Consider the following 17,966-nt stretch of genomic DNA (forward strand, 5'->3'; position numbering starts at 1 on the left):
CTGTATCGCTATGTCTGTTATTGTCCTGAACCTGAAAAAGGTTCTTTGCGCCTTTTTTGTGTTCCTATATTGTTTGCTAATAACACATCATCTACCGCAGCGAAATTTGAAATTCGTATTTGTTCAGTAGACATTAATTAACGTAAAAGGAAAACACCCGCCTAAAAGATAGTTTCTTAGGGCGGGTGCTAAATATTGATTTATTGCAAATCACGGGTTCTGCGTTTATGCGTTGCCGCTTTCTTCTAATACTTTTCTAATTGCCGTTGCAACTTCAAAAGCGAGATTGACAGGAACAGCGTTGCCAATCATTTTATATGCGCTGTCTGTATATGAATAGATAAACTGGAATGTATCGGGGAAACTCTGAATGCGGGCGACTTCTCTAATTGTCATACGTCTATACAACTGTTCTTTACCGCTTACAAAGCGGCAATCGTTTATATCGAACTTTATCATTTTAGGGGCTTGCGGGTGTAACTGACATTGCCTGCCTGATGCTTGAACGGTAAATGCTTGTTCATCCCATGATTTTACTCTGTTTCTGCTCATAAAAATTGGAGAATATGCACCGACGAAGTATTCGTTATTATTGATTGCGTCGGGGTTATGCTGGTTTTTATCACCGGCAGGGACGGCGGTTTCTTGCAAATCCCATATAATATCACGTAGAGTTAGCTTCTTGTTGTCGTCCTCTGTCGAACCATGCGGGAAAGCAAACGAAATATTCAAATCTTTACGAAAACCGATATAAAACACTCTTTTTCTTTCTTGTGCAACGCCGTAATCTTTAGCATTAACAAGGGTTAATGAAACGTCATAACCGCATTCTTTAAACATTTTTAAAATATTTTGAACCGCTGTCGAATGCCTATTTGCTAACATTCCGCTAACATTTTCAGCTAAAAAGAATTTTGGCTGCTTATCGCGTAATATTCTGATGTAATCATAGAAAAGCTGCCCGCGTTCATCATCAATACCACGCAATGATCCTGCTTCTGACCACGATTGACAAGGGGGGCCGCCTATAATGCCATCAACTTCATTTGGGAAATCTGTTTCTTTGATATTACGAATATCACCCTCAATTAAACGTGTGTTAGGGTGATTGACTTTGAATGTTTCCCAAATGGTTTTATCAAATTCATTCGCAACAGGAATTTCGAATCCGGCTTTTTCAAAGCCCAAATCTAAACCACCGCAACCGCTGAACAAGCTAATTACTTTCATATGTACCTCTATTAAATGCTGAATGTAATCAATTTAGCATCAATTAATTTTGCGGGGTTATCCGGGTTCTTTATCCTGATGTTATCTATTTTCAATTTGTTATCACTTATTGCCAAAGACAATAATTCATTTGTATTCGTGAACGTGTTCCATTTAGTATTGTTGATAATACACATGAAATTAAAGCTCTTTGTCATGTCGCGTGTATAAACATATTGAAAAACGCGCCATGGGTTTTCAATGCCCCACATTCCGCGAACGCGAAAATATGTTATGCCCAATGGGTCAACTTTATTTATATGCGCTATTTCGTGGGTTTTTGCAAATTCAACATCGGGAATTGTTTTAACGCCATCTTTAATCGTCTTCAAAATACGGCTATAACATTTATCTGACGCGCAATAATCTAAACCGTAAACCATGCAAAGATGTTTCAGTTTGTTGTCGTTAACTACTCCAACAGTATAAATTATGTCTTTTTCTGCCCACTGTTCAGCGCATTTACAAGCTGCAGAAATCATATGACTTGTTGATTTAACCGTATGTTTAGGATAACTACTATTCAGCGCAAGTGTGGCATTGTCTTTTTCTATCTTTTTTACTTCTATTGCATCACCGTCTCGTAACATTGCGTCGGGAGGGTTAGTGTTATTGCCTAAATATGAAAATACTTCACTAATTCTTTCTAGACGTTCTGTTTCCGAATAATCAAAAGTATTAGCAAATAGATCTTTTATGTATTCTTCTAAGGCATCTCCTGCATTATTGGCACGGTTTCTGTTTTGATAATAGGTAACAAGATGCGTCACCGGGTTATTGACTAAATTTATTATCGCATTTAATACATTCATGGTATGACCCCGTTTCTTGACATAAAAATCAAAATAAATTATACCGTAAAAATCTGTTTATTTCAATGGGTTAAATGTGGTTTTTTCAAAAGCGACAAAACGAAAACCAATATACAGCAAAAAGAAAGAAGCTTCCCGAGTAGTGGCTCTTCTTCTTGTTCCGGAAATAATTCCGGAACAAGAAGCGCTCAAGTATCGGAAAAGCTTCTTTCATTAACCCAATATATCACAGTAAACACCGAAGGTCAATACTAGTATGCGTAATATTTCTGAAAATAAGTCAGCGTGAGTGGAACGGAGAAAAAAATATCGACCATTGCGGTATCTCAGGTTTGCAAGCCTGCCTACACAATGGACGATAATGGAGAAATATTCTCCTATATTAGTATATTTAATTTATTCGCACTTGTCAAGTTATGATAAAGGATTTTCACCAATTCATGATAGTATTGTTTTATATGATACTGTAAACATAAAAGCCGCTGCACTTCTTAACCGTGAAGGGCTTCAATTGCCTATACCTCATGCAGGCGGCTTCACTTTTAAATACCGAGTTATTGCGGCGCAATTTGTTTCTAACGAAACCATTGCTAATACTCCGCATTCTCCTCGGTACGACTTCAATATATCATAGCAAATACCGGAAGTCAATACTAGTATACGTAAAATTCACTGAAAATGTTATATAACATAATAGAATATATTAAAAAATATCCGAAATATTCTAAATAAGACCATTTACTATTGTCTACAATAAAGCATATATACCTTGGGGGCTACAAAAAGAGAGGAGATTTTTAATGCCACTAAAAATTAATCGCTTGTCTTCTAATCCAAAAAAATATTCAATTCACGCAAGGCTTGATGACGAAACCCAGAATATACTAACGGAATTTTGTAAACAAGAGAAAATAACTATAACAGAAGGGATAAGGGCCGGGATTATGAAGTTAAAGGACGACATAAAAAAATAAGAGTCACGGCATTTCATGTAAATTAAAGCCTAAACCCTTATAGAAAAATGTCCAAAATTTCTCAAAAAGCCCTTGACTTACGGAGATACATAAGTTATAATTATATTAACGGAGCGAAAGAAGGTGATGCGGTGCCTCCGAAAAAAATGGGGAGACCGACGAATGACCCTAAAGAACTAAGCGTTAGAATTCGCCTTTCAAACGACGATGAGCGAATGCTAAGATATTGTTCCGAAAAAACAAATCTCACCAAAGCTGAGATAATAAGAAGAGGAATTCGAGAAGTTTTCCAACAACTACAAAAATAACGGCAGCCCCTACACCTAGCAAGTGATGGCTACCGTTACCCACCCGCGTAGCCTTTTAAGAGCCGTTACGGTAAATTCATTATACCTGATAACGAACTTTTGTCAAGACTGCGAACTCAATAGTTATATTATAATGCATTATAAGAAAGTGAGGATGATAAAAAGAATAGAGAACCGCTCATTTTAAAAAATAATAAAAATATTTTAAAAAGCCCTTGACTTCTTGGAACACAACAATTATAATTAGTATAAGGGTAAATTAAGAGAGGTGAAGAAGTGCAACCCAAGAAAAAGATAGGAAGACCGATTTCAGATAATCCACTTGATTATAATATTAAAGTGAGACTTGATAAAGAAACATTTGAGCGTCTTGAGCGTTTTTGCTTAAATATCAAGGAGAAAAAAACAAATATTATAAGAAAGGCTATATCGGAATTCCTAGATAAAAACGAAAAATAGAGAGAACCGTTCCCCTTGAAAAAGTACGATTCTCCCTACCGAGCCGCGCAGCCTTTTAAGAGCCGTTACGGTAAATTCATTATACCTGATAACGAGCTTCTTGTCAAGACTACGCATGTAATATATGATAAGGAGTAAATTTATCATGGACAAATCAGAAACAGTTCAATGCGTATTTTGTGGAGCCGAAATCGAAAACAATTCTACTTTGAATGTTGAAAACCCTGTTTGCTTAAAATGTGAGATCAAACTTCTCGAATTGCAGCTTGAAAAACTCAGCAACCGAAACATCGGCAAAATATCAATGGATGATTACCTTAAATTATCGGAAAATTGTTATTCAGACGAAATTGACGCAGCGGAGAATGTAGTAAATACTCTGATAAGCAAAATTACCGATTTAGATTTAAAACAGGATATAGATAATGCCATTGGTAAGCTTATACTTACATACGGATATTCGGGCTTTAAAATGGGCTTGTGTTTTAAATGCGGGCAGGTGATTTAAATGAATGAAATTCAAGTATTTGAAAACCCTGAATTCGGGAGCATCCGCACAATAGAAATTGAAGGGCAGCCGTATTGGGTAGCGGTTGATGTAACAAATATTCTCGGTTATACAAAATCATATCAAGCTGTAAGACAACATTGTCATTACCCCTTAAAACAAGGGGTAACAGATAAACTCAATCGGGCAAGAAACACCTATGTAATTCCCGAAAGTGATCTCTATCGCCTCATCATCAACAGCAAGCTGCCGAAAGCAAAGGAATTTGAAAAGTGGGTGTTCGAAACCGTCCTGCCGCAGATACGGAAGACCGGGTCATACGCTCCAACGAAAGCAGCTGTTCAGGGAGCGGAAGAAAATCCGGATATAAAGGCACTATCTGAACAGATACGCGAAATCAAAGAAATGCTCACACAACCCCGGCCGCAGGTTCCTATGATACCGTCCATTGCGGAGACTAGTAAGCTGACACCGATTAAAACATATATAAATGCCGCGCTTTATCTTCTTGAAAAGAACTATTCCATGTCAAAAAGCTCAATACTTCATTGTTGTTATGTATACCTTGATGAAAATGGGTTTAACACAGACGATTTGAAAGCAGAATACCAAATCAAGCACGATATAGCCAACTGCTCGATGCTTGATGCGGTTTGCGACAACCGGAAAGCATTAAAAGCAATGATTTACTGCTTGCAATATAATCTATTTAGCAGTATTTGAAAATGGGAAAAAATCGGGAAGATAAACAAGAAAACTCATGTTATAATAAGACAATCAAAAACGCAGCGATGGGGGCAACTACATGATTTGTAGTTGCTCCTATTATATTGCAAAAAGCAGACCCAAAACGAAGCTATTTGTTACTTTATTTAGTTATAGTGTACAAGCATTTTATGCAGTGATATAATATTAGCACCGGCCGGAAAAATTAACCATAAATCTATTATCACATTTTTGGAGGTTATAAAAATGGGTAGGAATAACACCATGTTTGGTAATAAGAACATTAATCCGGAGGAAATAAATAATAAAGATATGAGATTATTAACGAATAAATACCTAGAATTAAGCATAGAATCAGAAGGAAAATTTCCTAAAATTGATTCTTACGTTGATCAAGCCGAAGCGGAATTAAATGAATCTTTAAACAAAATCGAAGATAAAGAACTGCGATCGGAACTTGATATACATATTGGCGCCGCAATAACCAGGCATGAAATCCGCGGCTTTGTGATCGGTTCTGATAATCCTATGCCGTCACTTGTTGATCAAGTTGAAAACGCCTTTCCGCTTTCAGTCTCTGAAACAGAGAGTTTAAATGATAATTGCTCGAACTGCTCCGAAAAAGACAATATCATTTAAACTTTTATATATATCAGCATACGCCGTCTCAGAAATGAGGCGGCGTTGCTATTAGTGAGAGAAAGGGAATTGATATGGATACAGTAACAATGAAAATAGCCGCAATAAATGAAGCGGAATATAATCCCCGGAAGGATTTACAGCCAGGTGATCCGGAATATAAAGTAATAAAGAATTCAATCAGGCGGTTTACTCTTGTAGAGCCGCTTATTGTAAATAAACGCAATAATACCCTCGTTGGCGGGCATCAGAGATTAAAAGTCCTGCGTGAAATGGAAGTTACAGAGGTTGAAGTATCGCTTGTAGACCTTGATGAGAGTGACGAGCGTATATTGAATATATTGCTTAACCGCGTCAAAGGCTTTTGGGATTATGATAAGCTGCTGCCTCTTTTAAAAGAGATACGTGAGGCCGGAGAGCTTTCAACAACCGGATTTTCAGATATTGAGTTCGATTCTATGAATTATGATCACAGTCATATACAAGACCTTATAGATGAATCGTTCTCCGATACCGGAACCCGTGAGTGCGATGAATTCGCTATCACTTTCACATTACCGGAAGCTGCTCATGTAGAAATAAACGCTTATCTAGTAAATGAGGAAGATGCCAAAGAAAAGCTCGCTACGGCAGTATTGAACCATATAAGGGGGTATGACGAATAATGGAGATTATAAGAAAGCGTATAAGCGATATGAACCACGCTGCATATAATCCCCGCGTCCAGCTGCAAAAGGGCGATGATGAATATGAGAGCTTAAAGCACAGCATACAGCAGTACGGGCCTGTTGTACCTATCATATGGAACAAGCAGACAAACAATATCGTTGGCGGTCATCAGAGGCTCACGGTCCTTCAGGATATGGGAGAGACAGAAACCGATGTATCAGTCGTTGATTTACCACTGCTTGAAGAAAAAGAGCTGAATATCGTGTTAAATAAATCAGGCGGTAAATGGGATGATGAAAAACTTACCGGATTGATTGTTAAGCTCGGCGACAGAGCTATTGAAACCGGCTTTACAGAGGGTGAGATCGATGCGTTACAGAATAAACTCGATCAGATGCTTGATAAACCATTCCTTGTAAACGAGCAGGAGAATATAGAATCGACCTTTAATCTCACACTGCATTTCGATATTACATACCGCGATGAGATCAACGATTATATAAAAGAAAACGGAAAAGACGGGCTTGTGGATTTAATAATAAGCACGGCAAAGGGTGAATGAAATGGGTTGCAGATGCGGGAGTCAAATTATATTATGCAATTTACCTATACGGTTTGACACATATAAGGGGTGTTCGCACGGTTGCAAATACTGCTTCGTTCAGAAGAAAACAAAGCTCACCGATATTGAGTGCGACGAAACACCGAACAGCCTCTTAAAATTTATAGAGGGTGAACGCGGCGTTGAAACAGACTGGTGCGACTGGAAAATACCGATACATTGGGGCGGTATGAGCGATCCGTTTCAGCCTATTGAAAAGAAATTCCGGGCGAGTTATGAATGTTTAAAAATATTCGCTGAAACACAATACCCGTTTGTTGTCAGTACAAAAGGCCGCCTTGTGACAGATCCTGAATACCTTGATCTTTTATCAAAATGTAATTGTGTCGTTCAGATATCGGCGGTATGCAGCTCATACAATGTACTCGAACGCGGCTGTCCTACATATGAGGAACGCCTTAAAATGATTGAAACGCTTTCAAAACGTGTAAAGCGCGTTATTGTACGCATACAGCCGTATATGCACGAGGTTTTCACTGAGGTATATGAGAATATACCTAAAATAGCGGAAGCCGGAGCATATGGAATAATCCTTGAAGGTATGAAATTCTTTAAAGGCAAGCCTGGCATGGTTAAAATCGGCGGTGATAACTGCTACCCGGTTAATATATTGCGGCATGATTTTGAAGCTATAAAATTAACTGCACACCGTCACGGCCTTCGCTTCTTCTGCGGTGAGAACCGGTTAAGAACAATGGGCGATGATATGACCTGTTGCGGCACCGAAGGGCTTGAAGGGTTTAAGCCGAATGAATACAATCTTTGCATGATTATGAACGGTAAAAAGCCTGAGGCAACTGCAAAAATGAAAGAGGTTGGCACAGCCGGTTGTTTCAAGACGCTTTACCAGAGCGCAGGCAGCAGCAGGCATATCAGAAAGCAGTCTTTTTATGGCATGATGCAGAATGAGCTTATAAACAAAGCAGAATATCATAAGAAAATATTCGGTTTCAGCAAAGAATAAATATTTATATTTACTTATCTGCAGGATAGAAAAATAAGCTCAAAACAAACAGATGGGAGAGGAGGACATGGCAAGAGATGCGGACATAAAGGCGTGGGAACGGCAGGAAGGCGAGTCAAACAAAGCTTATGAAGCTTTTTCAATATACAGAGATATGGGAAATGACCGGACACTGATTTCAGTTGCCGAGCAGTTACATAAAAGTTATACCCTTATCAGACGTTGGAAAACAGCCTGGAATTGGGAAGATCGAGCGAGAGAGTATGACAACGAACTAATCCGTGCTCAGACTGCGAAAGCAAAAAAAGAAGCTGCTGACGCTGCTACGGCCATGCGAAAGCGTCAAACGAAGCTCGCTCTTGAATTACAAAATGCTGCTTTATCAGCTCTTACTGATAAAAAGATAAAAGAAATGGAGCCCAAGGATATTATTAAATTCATCGCCGAAGCAACACGGCTTGAACGTATAAATCGCGAAGGGGAATTGAATACGTATGATGACGGGTCAGATGACTATCTTGATAAATTGGATGAGGTGTTAAAGGAGATCAAAAGTGCCTTTTAGTATAAAGCAGCAGGAATATTTTATGAATGCAACACACCGCTGGAATATTAAAAGCGGCGCGACCCGATCCGGTAAAACCTATATGGATTATTTTGTAATTCCAAAACGCATACGGAATTGTACGGGGCGCGGTTTAATAGTCCTGATAGGAAATACGCAAGGCACGTTAATAAGAAACGTCGTAGACCCCATGCGTAATATATGGGGCGATCAGCTTATCAGGCTGCCGAATACCAATACCGGTACTATACAGTTGTTCGGTAAGAAGTGTTATATGCTCGGCGCTGACAATAAAGCCTCAGTAAAGAAATTACAGGGTTCCGCAGTTGAATATGCGTATGGCGATGAGATTACTACATGGAATGAAGAGATGTTCTCCATGTTAAAATCCCGTCTTGATAAACCTACCAGTATATTTGACGGAACCTGCAATCCCGAAGCTCCAGGCCATTGGCTGAAAAAGTTCATTGATTCTGATGCTGATATTTACAATCAATCATATTGCCTTGACGATAATCCGTTTAATTCAAAAGAGTTCGTTGATAATCTCAAAAAAGAGCTTGCCGGCACAGTATATTACGATAGATTCGTTTACGGCAGATGGGTTGCTGCCGAAGGCGTTATATATCAGATGTTCGCAAATGCTCCCGAAAAGTTTTATATAAATCAAGAAGATTTACCATATTTCGAATCGGTAAATATCGGAGTTGACTTCGGGGGTAATAAATCTAAACACGCTTTTGTCGCAACCGGATTAACTACAGACGGTAAAATAATTGCGTTGAAATCGAAAAGCGTATCGGCAAAAGACGGCGATGTTGATAAGCTTCTCTATGAATTTATTATATTTTCCGATGAAATAAATGCTAAATACGGGATTGATACCGTTTATTGTGACAGTGCCGAACAGGTATTGAAAAACACAATAAAAAACAGGACGGGATATACCGTCCGGGACAGTATCAAAAATCCGATAATAGATCGAATTCGCTGCACGGCGCTGCTTATGGCGACCGGGCGTTTTTTTCTGCTTAGAGGCGCAAATGATGACCTGGTCAAAGGATTGTCAGACGCGCTTTGGAAGAACGAAAATACGAAGGATATAAGGCTTGATGACGGTACAACCGATATTGATATACTCGACGCATACGAATACAGCTTTGAACGATACATGAGACAATTAACAGCAATAGAGGGATGAAGAAATGTTTAATAAATTACTGAATATGCTGCGGCAGGCGCTCAGGCGTCTTGTTGCATACAAAAACATATCAGAGATATATGCGTATACAAATGTCATATCTCAGGAGATGGAAAACGCTATTGAGCTTTGGTATAATATGTACCACAATAAAGCTCCGTGGCTAGGAGACAATGTTAAATCGCTCAGTCTACCGTCTACCATAGCTTCAGAAATGGCGCGAATGGTTACGCTTGAAATGGCTTTTACAGTCTCCGGATCGCCGAGAGCGGATTATATAAATAGCCAGCTTGATAAATTCCGCGATGATATAAGGATTCAGCTTGAATATGGTCTTGCCTTTGGCTCTTTGGCAATAAAACCATATGTTAAAGACGGCAATATTTATTTTGATTACACACCTCCTGTTATATTTTTCCCTATCGAATTCGATGATAATAGGCGTATAACGGCCGCTGCCTTTGTTGAAAGCATAGTGAGCGGTCAAACGACATATACACGAGTCGAATATCATAAGTTGACCGAAAAAGGCGTTGTTATCACAAATAACGCTTATAAGTCTGTAAATAAGAATGATCTCGGTATGGATTGCCCTCTCACCGCAATTCCGCAATGGGCAGAGCTGCAGCCGGAAACACTCATAGAGGGCGTTGACAGACTGCTTATCGCATATTTTCGCGTCCCTCTCGCAAATACGATAGACTGCTTATCTCCCATCGGCGCGTCAATTTACAGTCAGGCGTCCGGACTTATAGAACAAGCTGACAGGCAATATTCAAGGCTTTTATGGGAATATGAGGGCGGTGAGCTTGCTGTTGATGTAGATGCAAATGCGGTAAAGCCCAAGAAAGATAAAAGGGGATATGAAGTATCTCATCTGAACGACAGATTATACCGCAAACTCGATACCGGCGAAGACTCTACTTACCATGTATTCAATCCGGCATTGAGAGACGAGTCGATAATACGCGGCCTGGATAAAATCAAAATGCAGATTGAGGACACCGTGGGACTGGCTCGCGGTTCGCTTAGTGAAGTAAACGCGGAAGCACGGACGGCGACAGAATTGAAAATATTACGCCAGCGTACATATGCCACAGTATCAGATATTCAAAAAGAGCTTCAAAGAGTCATTGACGATATTGTCTATATAAACGATAAATATTGCGAATTGTATAAGCTAACGCCTCCCGGCAGCTATGAAACAAGTTATTCATGGGATGACAGTATTATCAACGATGAAAAAGAGCAGCGCGAAGAAAAACTCGAAATGTTGAGTAATAATCTTCTTTCCAGGAAGTCATATCTTATGTGGTATTATGGGATAACTGATGTAGAAGCTCAAAAAATGCTTGACGAAATCGATGCTGATTCACCCTCTGTTTCCGCTATGTTCGGCAGTGAAGAAAAATAATATAAAAGGATTTTATAAAATGCCATGACCGATAATGAAATTGAGGCCGCAATCGATATAATTACCGAACGGCTTAATAAGGTAAACAGCGATTATATAAAGCTGATGGGCGAGCATGTAAAGAAAATCGGCTCTCTAACCGCTACCGATGTACATAGGCTTGAACAGATGAAAATTATGGGTGCAAATATTGAATCCATACAAAAAGAACTCGTATCAATAACCGAAAAAAATATCTCTGATTTGCTTAACCTATATAAAACAGTTGCGCAAGACGATTACCGTCTAACAGACGTTTTCTATAAAGCGGTAGGAATTACACAAAGTAAGCTGTCTAAGAATAATACTCTGAAAAACTATATAGAATCCGTTGCGAAGCAGACAGCACATACATATAAAAACTTGTCAAATACGACTGTTATATCCGATACATACAAGGATATTATCGATAATGCCGTAACAATTACTCAATCAGGTATGACCGATTACCAGGCTGCTATACGTTCTGCATTAAAAAAAGCAGGAGGTAGCGGTATACAGGTAGAGTATGAAAGCGGAAACCGCAGGCGGCTTGATACCGCGGTCCGTATGAATACGCTTGAAGGTGTGCGCATGATAAATCAAGGTGTTGCAGAGCAGACAGGTAAAGAATTCGGGGCAGACGGAGTCGAAATATCAGTACACGCAAATCCTGCTCCGGATCATGCTCAATATCAAGGGAGGCAGTATACCAATAAGCAATTCGAGCAGCTTCAAAAGACGCTGGAACGTCCGATAGGCACGCTGAATTGCACGCATTTTGCAACACCGGTTATTATGGGCATATCACAGCCCACATACAGCCAAGATCAGCTTGATGAGATAACTGCAAAGAATGATAAAGGCTGTATGATTGACGGTAAGCATTATTCTATGTACGAGGCCGAGCAGCTTCAAAGACGTATTGAAACCGAAGTCAGAAGGCAAAAAGATATTGCCAATATAGCTAAAGCTGCCGGAGACGATAATTTACGGCGTAATGCGCAGGGCAATATAAATATGCTCAACAAAAAGTATATACAGGTATGTAAGGCATCAGGGCTGCCATCGCAAAAAGAACGTATGGCAGTAAGCGATTATAGAAGGATATCATTGACAAAAATAAGAAAAAAACCTATAATTGACTCAGGCGCGATATCAGGAGCTAGAAATCCTTTTAGCAAAGAAGCGGAAGATCATGCAATAAAGTATTATAACTCTGTAAGAAAAATGAGCACCGATATTCAGAAGATATCCAAGAACACCGGAATTGACATAAGCGATATTACAGAGATTAAAAAATACATATTTTACGATGAGCATGACTTAGGTGAGGAAGGATCTTCTTTATTTGACCCCGATTATATGATGGCTCAATCTTGGCAAAGGCTCATAGAGGGTACTGATATACAGCAACATGATATTACTCTTTTAAAGCATGAATTAAGCGAAAAGAAATTAGTCGAAAAAGGATTTACGCAAAGTGAAGCGCACATTCAGGCTTCGAAAGCGTATAATTATGCAAAGGAAGAAGAAAAATACTATGCTGAAATTAATAAACATTATAAAAAATGATAGCTGTATATCAGCAGATTATATTCCGGAAGACAGCTATGAACGCGGTTCAATATCTGTTGATTTATCCGGTAACGTTCTATATGAAAAAGCGACAACGCTTGACGGAGATTTAAAAATGTATTTCAGTCATGCTCGCAAAGCATTATTCATGTTATTACACGAAGACAGTATACCAAACGAAAAAATAGTAATATGGTATTAATACCGCCGATAAAAACGGCGGTATTTCTATGAAAAAGCAAAAATTAAATATCAATAAATAAAGTGCGTAAAACGGATCATTCGTTTATACGTTCTTTTTTTATACAATTTGCCTTTTCCGGCAGGCATATAAATACCGGAACGGTACCGCGCTGAGTGGCAGCGCATATATAAATTAAATCTCTACCGGTAAACAGGAGAACAATGGAATTTCTAAAATCATTATTTGCAGACGGTACTTTGACTTATGACCAGCTTGTGCAAAAGGCATCAGAAGCAAAGCTCAACATCGTCAATCTTGCCGATGGTAAATATGTGAGTATTGATAAGTACAATGACAAAATCAATACGCAGAAGGCTCAAATCGACGATCTCAACGCAAAAATCTTACAGCGTGACACAGACTTAGGTAAGCTGCAAAACGATCTCACAGCCGCGCAGCAGGACAAATCAAAGCTCGATGAGCTTAATGGTCAGTTTACAACGCTTAAAACAAAGTATGACACCGATAAAGGCGATTTTGAAAAGAAGCTCGCTCAACAGCAGTATGAATTCCTTGTAAAAGAAAAGACCGGAGGTATTACTTTTACTTCCGTAGCGGCGAAAAAGGCATTTATAGCTGATGCTATAGCGAAGGAATTCAAAGTTGACGGTGACAATCTACTCGGCTTTGATGATTATCTCACAAAGTCGAAAGAAGCCGATCCCGGCGCGTTCCAGGTTGATAAAGAACCTGACACCCAAACAAATAATCCACCTAAATTCACACTGCCGGCAGCTAAGCCGGGGGCGAGCGGAGAAAAGAAATTCGTCCCGCCTATTATATTTTAAGGAGTAAATAAGATATGGCAAAAACAAATTCACTCAGCGTACTTCTTGACCCTTCCGGTCAGATGCTGCTCTCCGAGCTTTTCGCCGGAGTAATCGAGAACATACAGAAAAGCACAGTATCAGGAAGGATAAAAAATACCGATCTTTCCGGAGACCCGAACGCAGGATCGGTTGAAGCGAAACGCTTCAAAAACGCAAATTCGAAGAGCTACGGTACTGCGCGTTCCGGCGGTTCTGGCGACAAAATCAAAGGTAAGCCTGTTACAATCAATATAGACACTGACAGAGAGTTTGTCGAAGAAATCGAAGAAAAGGACGTTTCTCTTCTCGGCGTTCCCGGGCTGCTCGCGAAAAGAGCTGCTAACCATCAGGCAAGGCTCGCCGCAGAGCTCGATCAGACTTTCTTTGCGGTTGCAATATCAGAGGGAACAGGCAAGGTTCTTACCGGTTCTACAATTGCCGCAAAAATCGAAGAAATGATTCTTGCGCTTGAAACCACAAAGAACGATTACATCGACGGAATACCGAGAGATATGATATCTGTCACATGCAGCCCTGCGATATACAGCGAAATGAGAAATTTACTCGATACTATTGAAAAGTCAAACGTAACAACCGATATCGAAGAATTCAATAAATTTCATGGATGCCGTATATGGTCGTCTAACAGGCTTCCTTCAAACGTTGATTTTATTGTTATGGTTGACGGCTCCGTCGCTCAGCCTGTTATGGCAAATCCGTATTCTGCAGAGAAAATACCGCTTTCAGAAGCATATGCAGTATCTTTGTTCTTCCACTACGGCACGAAGTGCGTAATGGACGACCTGATTCTGTATTATGCTACTGCGGCCGGCGTGACGGTTTCTTCCGCTGCCGGTACTACAACCGGCAAGACCGCTCTTACTGTTGACCCGGTCTCCGCAGGTACCGGAAGATCATTTGTATATAAGACAGCTGCAACTGTCACAATGCCGAAGGTAGGCGAAAACCTTACATCATGGACGGCATGGAACGGTACTGATGAAATAACAGCGACAACCGGCAATCAGATTGTCGTTGCTATTGTCGATAGTACATCACGCCTTTGCAAGATGGCCGGAAGCGCGACGGTCGCAGCCAAAGCATAATAACGAGGTGAGCGGCGTTGTATATTGATTATGCCTATTATATAAGCAATGGCGGCACAGTAGACAACGCCGCCTTTGTGAGTTTAAATTATCGTGCTCAACGCGAGCTTGACCGTCAGACTTCCCGGCGTATTTCCAGAATGGAGACGGTCCCGGAATGTGTAAAGCTGCTTATGATCGAGTTGGTTAATCTTGAAGCGGCGGCGGGTATGCAAGCTCTTATATCTTCACCCGCTGCCGCATCATTCTCAAATGACGGTATGTCTGAAAGCTACGCAGAGCCGTTGACAGCAGATACAGCGGCAAAATACCGCTGTAAGCTTATGACAACATACCTTGAAGGCGAATGCGACGACAACGGCATTCCGTTATTGTACAGGGGAGTTGATACCGATGTACCCTAAATGGTTCTGTAAAACAATTACCCTCTATTGCAGGTATGAAGATACTACAACAAAGAGGGTATCATGGTACCGTTATGTAATCGACGGAGCGTATTATAAAAATATTTCCTCTTCTGCTTTGATAGGCAATGTGAGAATATCTACCGAAAGCACGGTATGCAGAATACGAGCTGGAAGCAGATATCTTTCACCAAATGCGTGGCTTGTTTGTGAGAATACGAACAAGATTCAATCATATACGCTGAAAAATGGCGATATAGTCGTTTTAGGAAGCGTATCGGACAGTATAGACGAATATACGGCCGGTATCAGATCGAGTGATCTGATAGCAAAATATAGGGCTCAGGGCGCGATAAAAATCAATAAAGTATCAGTAAATACAGAGCTTGGATCCTCGCATTTTCGTGTGGAAGGGAACTAAAATATGAGTAAAGGATTTACTGTAACAGCTAATATTGATATTCCCGTTCATTTAAAACGAATTCATAACGACGCGTTTTGGAAATTCGCGGCCAATGAATGGAAAAGACTTTATACGCCTTGGGTCCCTTATCGTACCGGTACATTGTCACAGCAAACAACGATAACGCCAGGTGAGATTTCGCATACTGTTCCATATGCTTATAAAACCTATAATGGTATCGGAATGCATTTCCGCAAAAACAAACATCCTCTTGCGTCAGCAGAATGGGATAAAGCCGCTGAACCTTCGCAAAAGGGGAAGCTGATTGATGCAATGCAGAATTATGTAGATTCCGGGAGATTAAAGTTATGAATGTAAATATACATGATGCTATTATGGCATGGCTAATGTCATACAAGCCGCTTGCAGAATGGTATTTCAACATTTCCAAAGCCGAAGATGACACAATCTGCATTGTACCGGTGGACGGCTCGGAATCGCGGCCATTTATTGACGGCAGCGAGGAATGCGTATATCCGTTTGAGGTACAGATATACAAGTCTTTCGGCGAAAACCCTATAATACCCGGAGTTGATAATGAAAATACCGGTAACTTCTTTGATGTACAACAGATGATTTCTTGGATTGAACAGCAAGAAGAAATAGGAAATTATCCTGATTTCGGGCAAGGCGTTACAATGCTCGAAGCCAAAGTCCTACGCGATATACCATTCACAGCCGGAGTGGATGAACATATTATCAAAATAACATTTCCGGTGCAAATAACTTATATAAAGGAGTAACATAATGCCTGACCTTATTTACTGGAAAAAGAATCAATCGATGATTTTTCTCGACAAAAGCACGACCGGAACGCCTACATGGGCGCGTATTGGCAAATCAGAGCTGTACGAGATCGCAATGAATCCGAATATCGTTACCCGTAATTTCATAGATGATGAGCTTCCTACAAACGATGTTGAGAATTATCAACCGTCTATGTCGCAGGAGCTTGTTCTTGTTGAAGGCGATCCTGCGTTTGATTTCGTATTCTCGAAGCTTTATAGCCTTCCTACAGGAAACGCTGCGGCAGTGAACGCTCTGTTTGTTTTCCCGCAGCATGACACTACAGCCACAACGTCATATCTTGGATGGAATGTCTCGGTAGCTCTTGTTTTGAATTCTTACAACGCTATCGATAAAAAGATTAAATTTGACTTGAAATTTAACGGCAACATTAAAAGAGGTACTGTCGCTGTAACAGACGGCACGCCTGTATTTACTGCTGCTGCATAAGGGGGGTATAAGAGTATATGACAATCACATATAACGGCTTAACGCTCGAATATGATATCTGTGAGGCCGCAAATTTACGCAAGTATAATGACGCGCTTAAAGAGATGGAGCGTATGAAGGCCTCGGCAATCGGCATCAGTGACCCCGCAGAGATAATCGAAAAATACTGCGGATATATATTCCGCTTTATAGACGTTTTGTACGGTGAAGGAACTCATATAAAACTGTTCGGAGATAGCGTTAATATACGTAAAACAACCGAAGTATACCGAATGATAATTGAAGCTATAAAGAAAGAATCCGAAGAATTTAATTCCGATCTGAAATCATTCGTAAATAGCATATGATTTCTTTCGCGGATACTGCCCCGCCAGAGAATGTTACGGTAAACGGCACCGAATACGCTGTAAATTACGACTTCCGGGTGTGGGCTGATATATCCGGTCTTATCCGCGAATTTGCATATAACAGCTCAGATGAGGGCGATCAGCTTAATAATTTTGAGTTGATTGCCCAAATTGAGCAACTCGCATTCGGCCGGATAATAAATGAACCATGGCAAAATGTATTCGATTCCATAGTGAAATTTTTATGTGGCTATCCGCATGAAGATAACGGATACAAACAGCAGGAGGACGATAGCAGAAAACTTTACAGCTTCAAGCATGACATGGCGTATATAATACTCGCGATTCGCAATCAAAGCGGAATAGATTTATCATACCGACGCAAAGAGCCGTTCCATTGGTGGTTATTCCTTTTGGAATTTCAATCACTAGAGGAACGGCATTATATTTGTTCTCTTATGCGTCGCAGGGCTTATGACGGAAACGACAGGGAACTATGCAAACTGCGGGATTCCGTAGCTTTACCGCCTGAATATTCACGCTCTGAAAAAGCGGCCATACAGCAACTAATAAATGATTTTGGCGGGTGATAGTGTATAAAAAACTTTGAAACCGATATTCAAACAGAAAA

The 17,966-nt window shown here is 40.1% G+C and carries 25 protein-coding genes; 23 read left to right on the forward strand and 2 right to left on the reverse strand.

What is annotated here, in order from left to right; translation table 11 throughout:
* Positions 1 to 225: 225 nt before the first annotated feature.
* Together VB118_00005 and VB118_00010 are read right to left on the reverse strand one after the other, a co-directional pair.
* Positions 226 to 1,230, reverse strand: a complete 1,005-nt coding sequence (locus VB118_00005; GenBank protein ID MEA4830980.1) for a DNA cytosine methyltransferase — start codon at positions 1,228 to 1,230, stop codon at positions 226 to 228.
* Between the two features lie 11 nt (positions 1,231 to 1,241).
* Positions 1,242 to 2,081: an NgoPII family restriction endonuclease gene (locus VB118_00010; GenBank protein ID MEA4830981.1), complete on the reverse strand. Its 840-nt coding sequence runs from the start codon at positions 2,079 to 2,081 to the stop codon at positions 1,242 to 1,244.
* Between the two features lie 361 nt (positions 2,082 to 2,442).
* On the opposite strand from VB118_00010, the gene VB118_00015 reads away from it, so the two are divergent.
* The 23 genes from VB118_00015 (at position 2,443) to VB118_00125 (ending at position 17,925) form a co-directional block, all read left to right on the forward strand.
* Positions 2,443 to 2,715, forward strand: coding sequence for a hypothetical protein (locus VB118_00015; protein MEA4830982.1), 273 nt, complete (start codon positions 2,443 to 2,445; stop codon positions 2,713 to 2,715).
* 166 nt (positions 2,716 to 2,881) lie between these two features.
* Positions 2,882 to 3,055, forward strand: coding sequence for a hypothetical protein (locus VB118_00020; protein ID MEA4830983.1), 174 nt, complete (start codon positions 2,882 to 2,884; stop codon positions 3,053 to 3,055).
* A 584-nt stretch (positions 3,056 to 3,639) separates the two neighbouring features.
* A complete protein-coding gene (locus tag VB118_00025; protein ID MEA4830984.1) occupies positions 3,640 to 3,822 on the forward strand; it encodes a hypothetical protein in 183 nt (60 codons plus the stop codon).
* 145 nt (positions 3,823 to 3,967) lie between these two features.
* The gene (locus VB118_00030; GenBank protein ID MEA4830985.1) at positions 3,968 to 4,330 is read left to right on the forward strand and encodes a hypothetical protein; all 363 of its coding nucleotides are present in this window, start codon (positions 3,968 to 3,970) and stop codon (positions 4,328 to 4,330) included.
* Positions 4,331 to 5,053: a BRO family protein gene (locus tag VB118_00035; GenBank protein ID MEA4830986.1), complete on the forward strand. Its 723-nt coding sequence runs from the start codon at positions 4,331 to 4,333 to the stop codon at positions 5,051 to 5,053.
* 249 nt (positions 5,054 to 5,302) lie between these two features.
* Positions 5,303 to 5,695, forward strand: coding sequence for a hypothetical protein (locus VB118_00040; protein MEA4830987.1), 393 nt, complete (start codon positions 5,303 to 5,305; stop codon positions 5,693 to 5,695).
* Between the two features lie 74 nt (positions 5,696 to 5,769).
* The gene (locus VB118_00045; GenBank protein ID MEA4830988.1) at positions 5,770 to 6,360 is read left to right on the forward strand and encodes a ParB N-terminal domain-containing protein; all 591 of its coding nucleotides are present in this window, start codon (positions 5,770 to 5,772) and stop codon (positions 6,358 to 6,360) included.
* Positions 6,360 to 6,926 (forward strand): ParB N-terminal domain-containing protein, encoded by a 567-nt coding sequence (locus tag VB118_00050; protein MEA4830989.1) that lies wholly within the window; start codon positions 6,360 to 6,362, stop codon positions 6,924 to 6,926. Before VB118_00045 ends, VB118_00050 begins: the two co-directional genes overlap by 1 nt.
* A gap of 1 nt (position 6,927) precedes the next feature.
* Complete coding sequence (locus VB118_00055; protein ID MEA4830990.1) at positions 6,928 to 7,950, forward strand: radical SAM protein; 1,023 nt, start codon at positions 6,928 to 6,930, stop codon at positions 7,948 to 7,950.
* A 67-nt stretch (positions 7,951 to 8,017) separates the two neighbouring features.
* Entirely contained in the window at positions 8,018 to 8,515 is a 498-nt protein-coding gene (locus VB118_00060) for a phage terminase small subunit-related protein (protein ID MEA4830991.1), read from the forward strand.
* Between the two features lie 22 nt (positions 8,516 to 8,537).
* Complete coding sequence (locus VB118_00065; protein ID MEA4830992.1) at positions 8,538 to 9,716, forward strand: PBSX family phage terminase large subunit; 1,179 nt, start codon at positions 8,538 to 8,540, stop codon at positions 9,714 to 9,716.
* A 4-nt stretch (positions 9,717 to 9,720) separates the two neighbouring features.
* On the forward strand, positions 9,721 to 11,130 hold the full coding sequence (locus VB118_00070) for a phage portal protein (protein ID MEA4830993.1): 1,410 nt from the start codon (positions 9,721 to 9,723) through the stop codon (positions 11,128 to 11,130).
* 24 nt (positions 11,131 to 11,154) lie between these two features.
* The gene (locus VB118_00075; protein MEA4830994.1) at positions 11,155 to 12,723 is read left to right on the forward strand and encodes a phage minor capsid protein; all 1,569 of its coding nucleotides are present in this window, start codon (positions 11,155 to 11,157) and stop codon (positions 12,721 to 12,723) included.
* Complete coding sequence (locus VB118_00080) at positions 12,692 to 12,928, forward strand: hypothetical protein (GenBank protein ID MEA4830995.1); 237 nt, start codon at positions 12,692 to 12,694, stop codon at positions 12,926 to 12,928. The genes VB118_00075 and VB118_00080 overlap by 32 nt, the downstream gene beginning before the upstream one ends.
* Positions 12,929 to 13,131: 203 nt before the next feature.
* Complete coding sequence (locus VB118_00085) at positions 13,132 to 13,758, forward strand: phage scaffolding protein (GenBank protein ID MEA4830996.1); 627 nt, start codon at positions 13,132 to 13,134, stop codon at positions 13,756 to 13,758.
* A gap of 14 nt (positions 13,759 to 13,772) precedes the next feature.
* Entirely contained in the window at positions 13,773 to 14,885 is a 1,113-nt protein-coding gene (locus VB118_00090; protein ID MEA4830997.1) for a hypothetical protein, read from the forward strand.
* Positions 14,886 to 14,902: 17 nt separating this feature from the next.
* Positions 14,903 to 15,289, forward strand: a complete 387-nt coding sequence (locus VB118_00095; GenBank protein MEA4830998.1) for a hypothetical protein — start codon at positions 14,903 to 14,905, stop codon at positions 15,287 to 15,289.
* Positions 15,279 to 15,710: a hypothetical protein gene (locus VB118_00100; GenBank protein MEA4830999.1), complete on the forward strand. Its 432-nt coding sequence runs from the start codon at positions 15,279 to 15,281 to the stop codon at positions 15,708 to 15,710. The genes VB118_00095 and VB118_00100 overlap by 11 nt, the downstream gene beginning before the upstream one ends.
* Before the next feature lie 3 nt (positions 15,711 to 15,713).
* A complete protein-coding gene (locus VB118_00105; GenBank protein MEA4831000.1) occupies positions 15,714 to 16,064 on the forward strand; it encodes a minor capsid protein in 351 nt (116 codons plus the stop codon).
* Positions 16,061 to 16,495 carry a hypothetical protein gene (locus VB118_00110; protein ID MEA4831001.1) on the forward strand — a complete coding sequence of 145 codons (435 nt, stop codon included), beginning with the start codon at positions 16,061 to 16,063 and terminating at the stop codon, positions 16,493 to 16,495. The genes VB118_00105 and VB118_00110 overlap by 4 nt, the downstream gene beginning before the upstream one ends.
* Positions 16,496 to 16,499: 4 nt before the next feature.
* Complete coding sequence (locus VB118_00115) at positions 16,500 to 16,988, forward strand: hypothetical protein (protein MEA4831002.1); 489 nt, start codon at positions 16,500 to 16,502, stop codon at positions 16,986 to 16,988.
* Between the two features lie 17 nt (positions 16,989 to 17,005).
* Entirely contained in the window at positions 17,006 to 17,335 is a 330-nt protein-coding gene (locus VB118_00120) for a DUF6673 family protein (GenBank protein ID MEA4831003.1), read from the forward strand.
* Positions 17,332 to 17,925, forward strand: coding sequence for a Gp15 family bacteriophage protein (locus tag VB118_00125; protein MEA4831004.1), 594 nt, complete (start codon positions 17,332 to 17,334; stop codon positions 17,923 to 17,925). Before VB118_00120 ends, VB118_00125 begins: the two co-directional genes overlap by 4 nt.
* Positions 17,926 to 17,966: the final 41 nt, after the last annotated feature.

The sequence above is a fragment of the Oscillospiraceae bacterium genome (genome assembly GCA_034925865.1).
Lineage (GTDB): Bacteria > Bacillota > Clostridia > Oscillospirales > SIG627 > SIG704.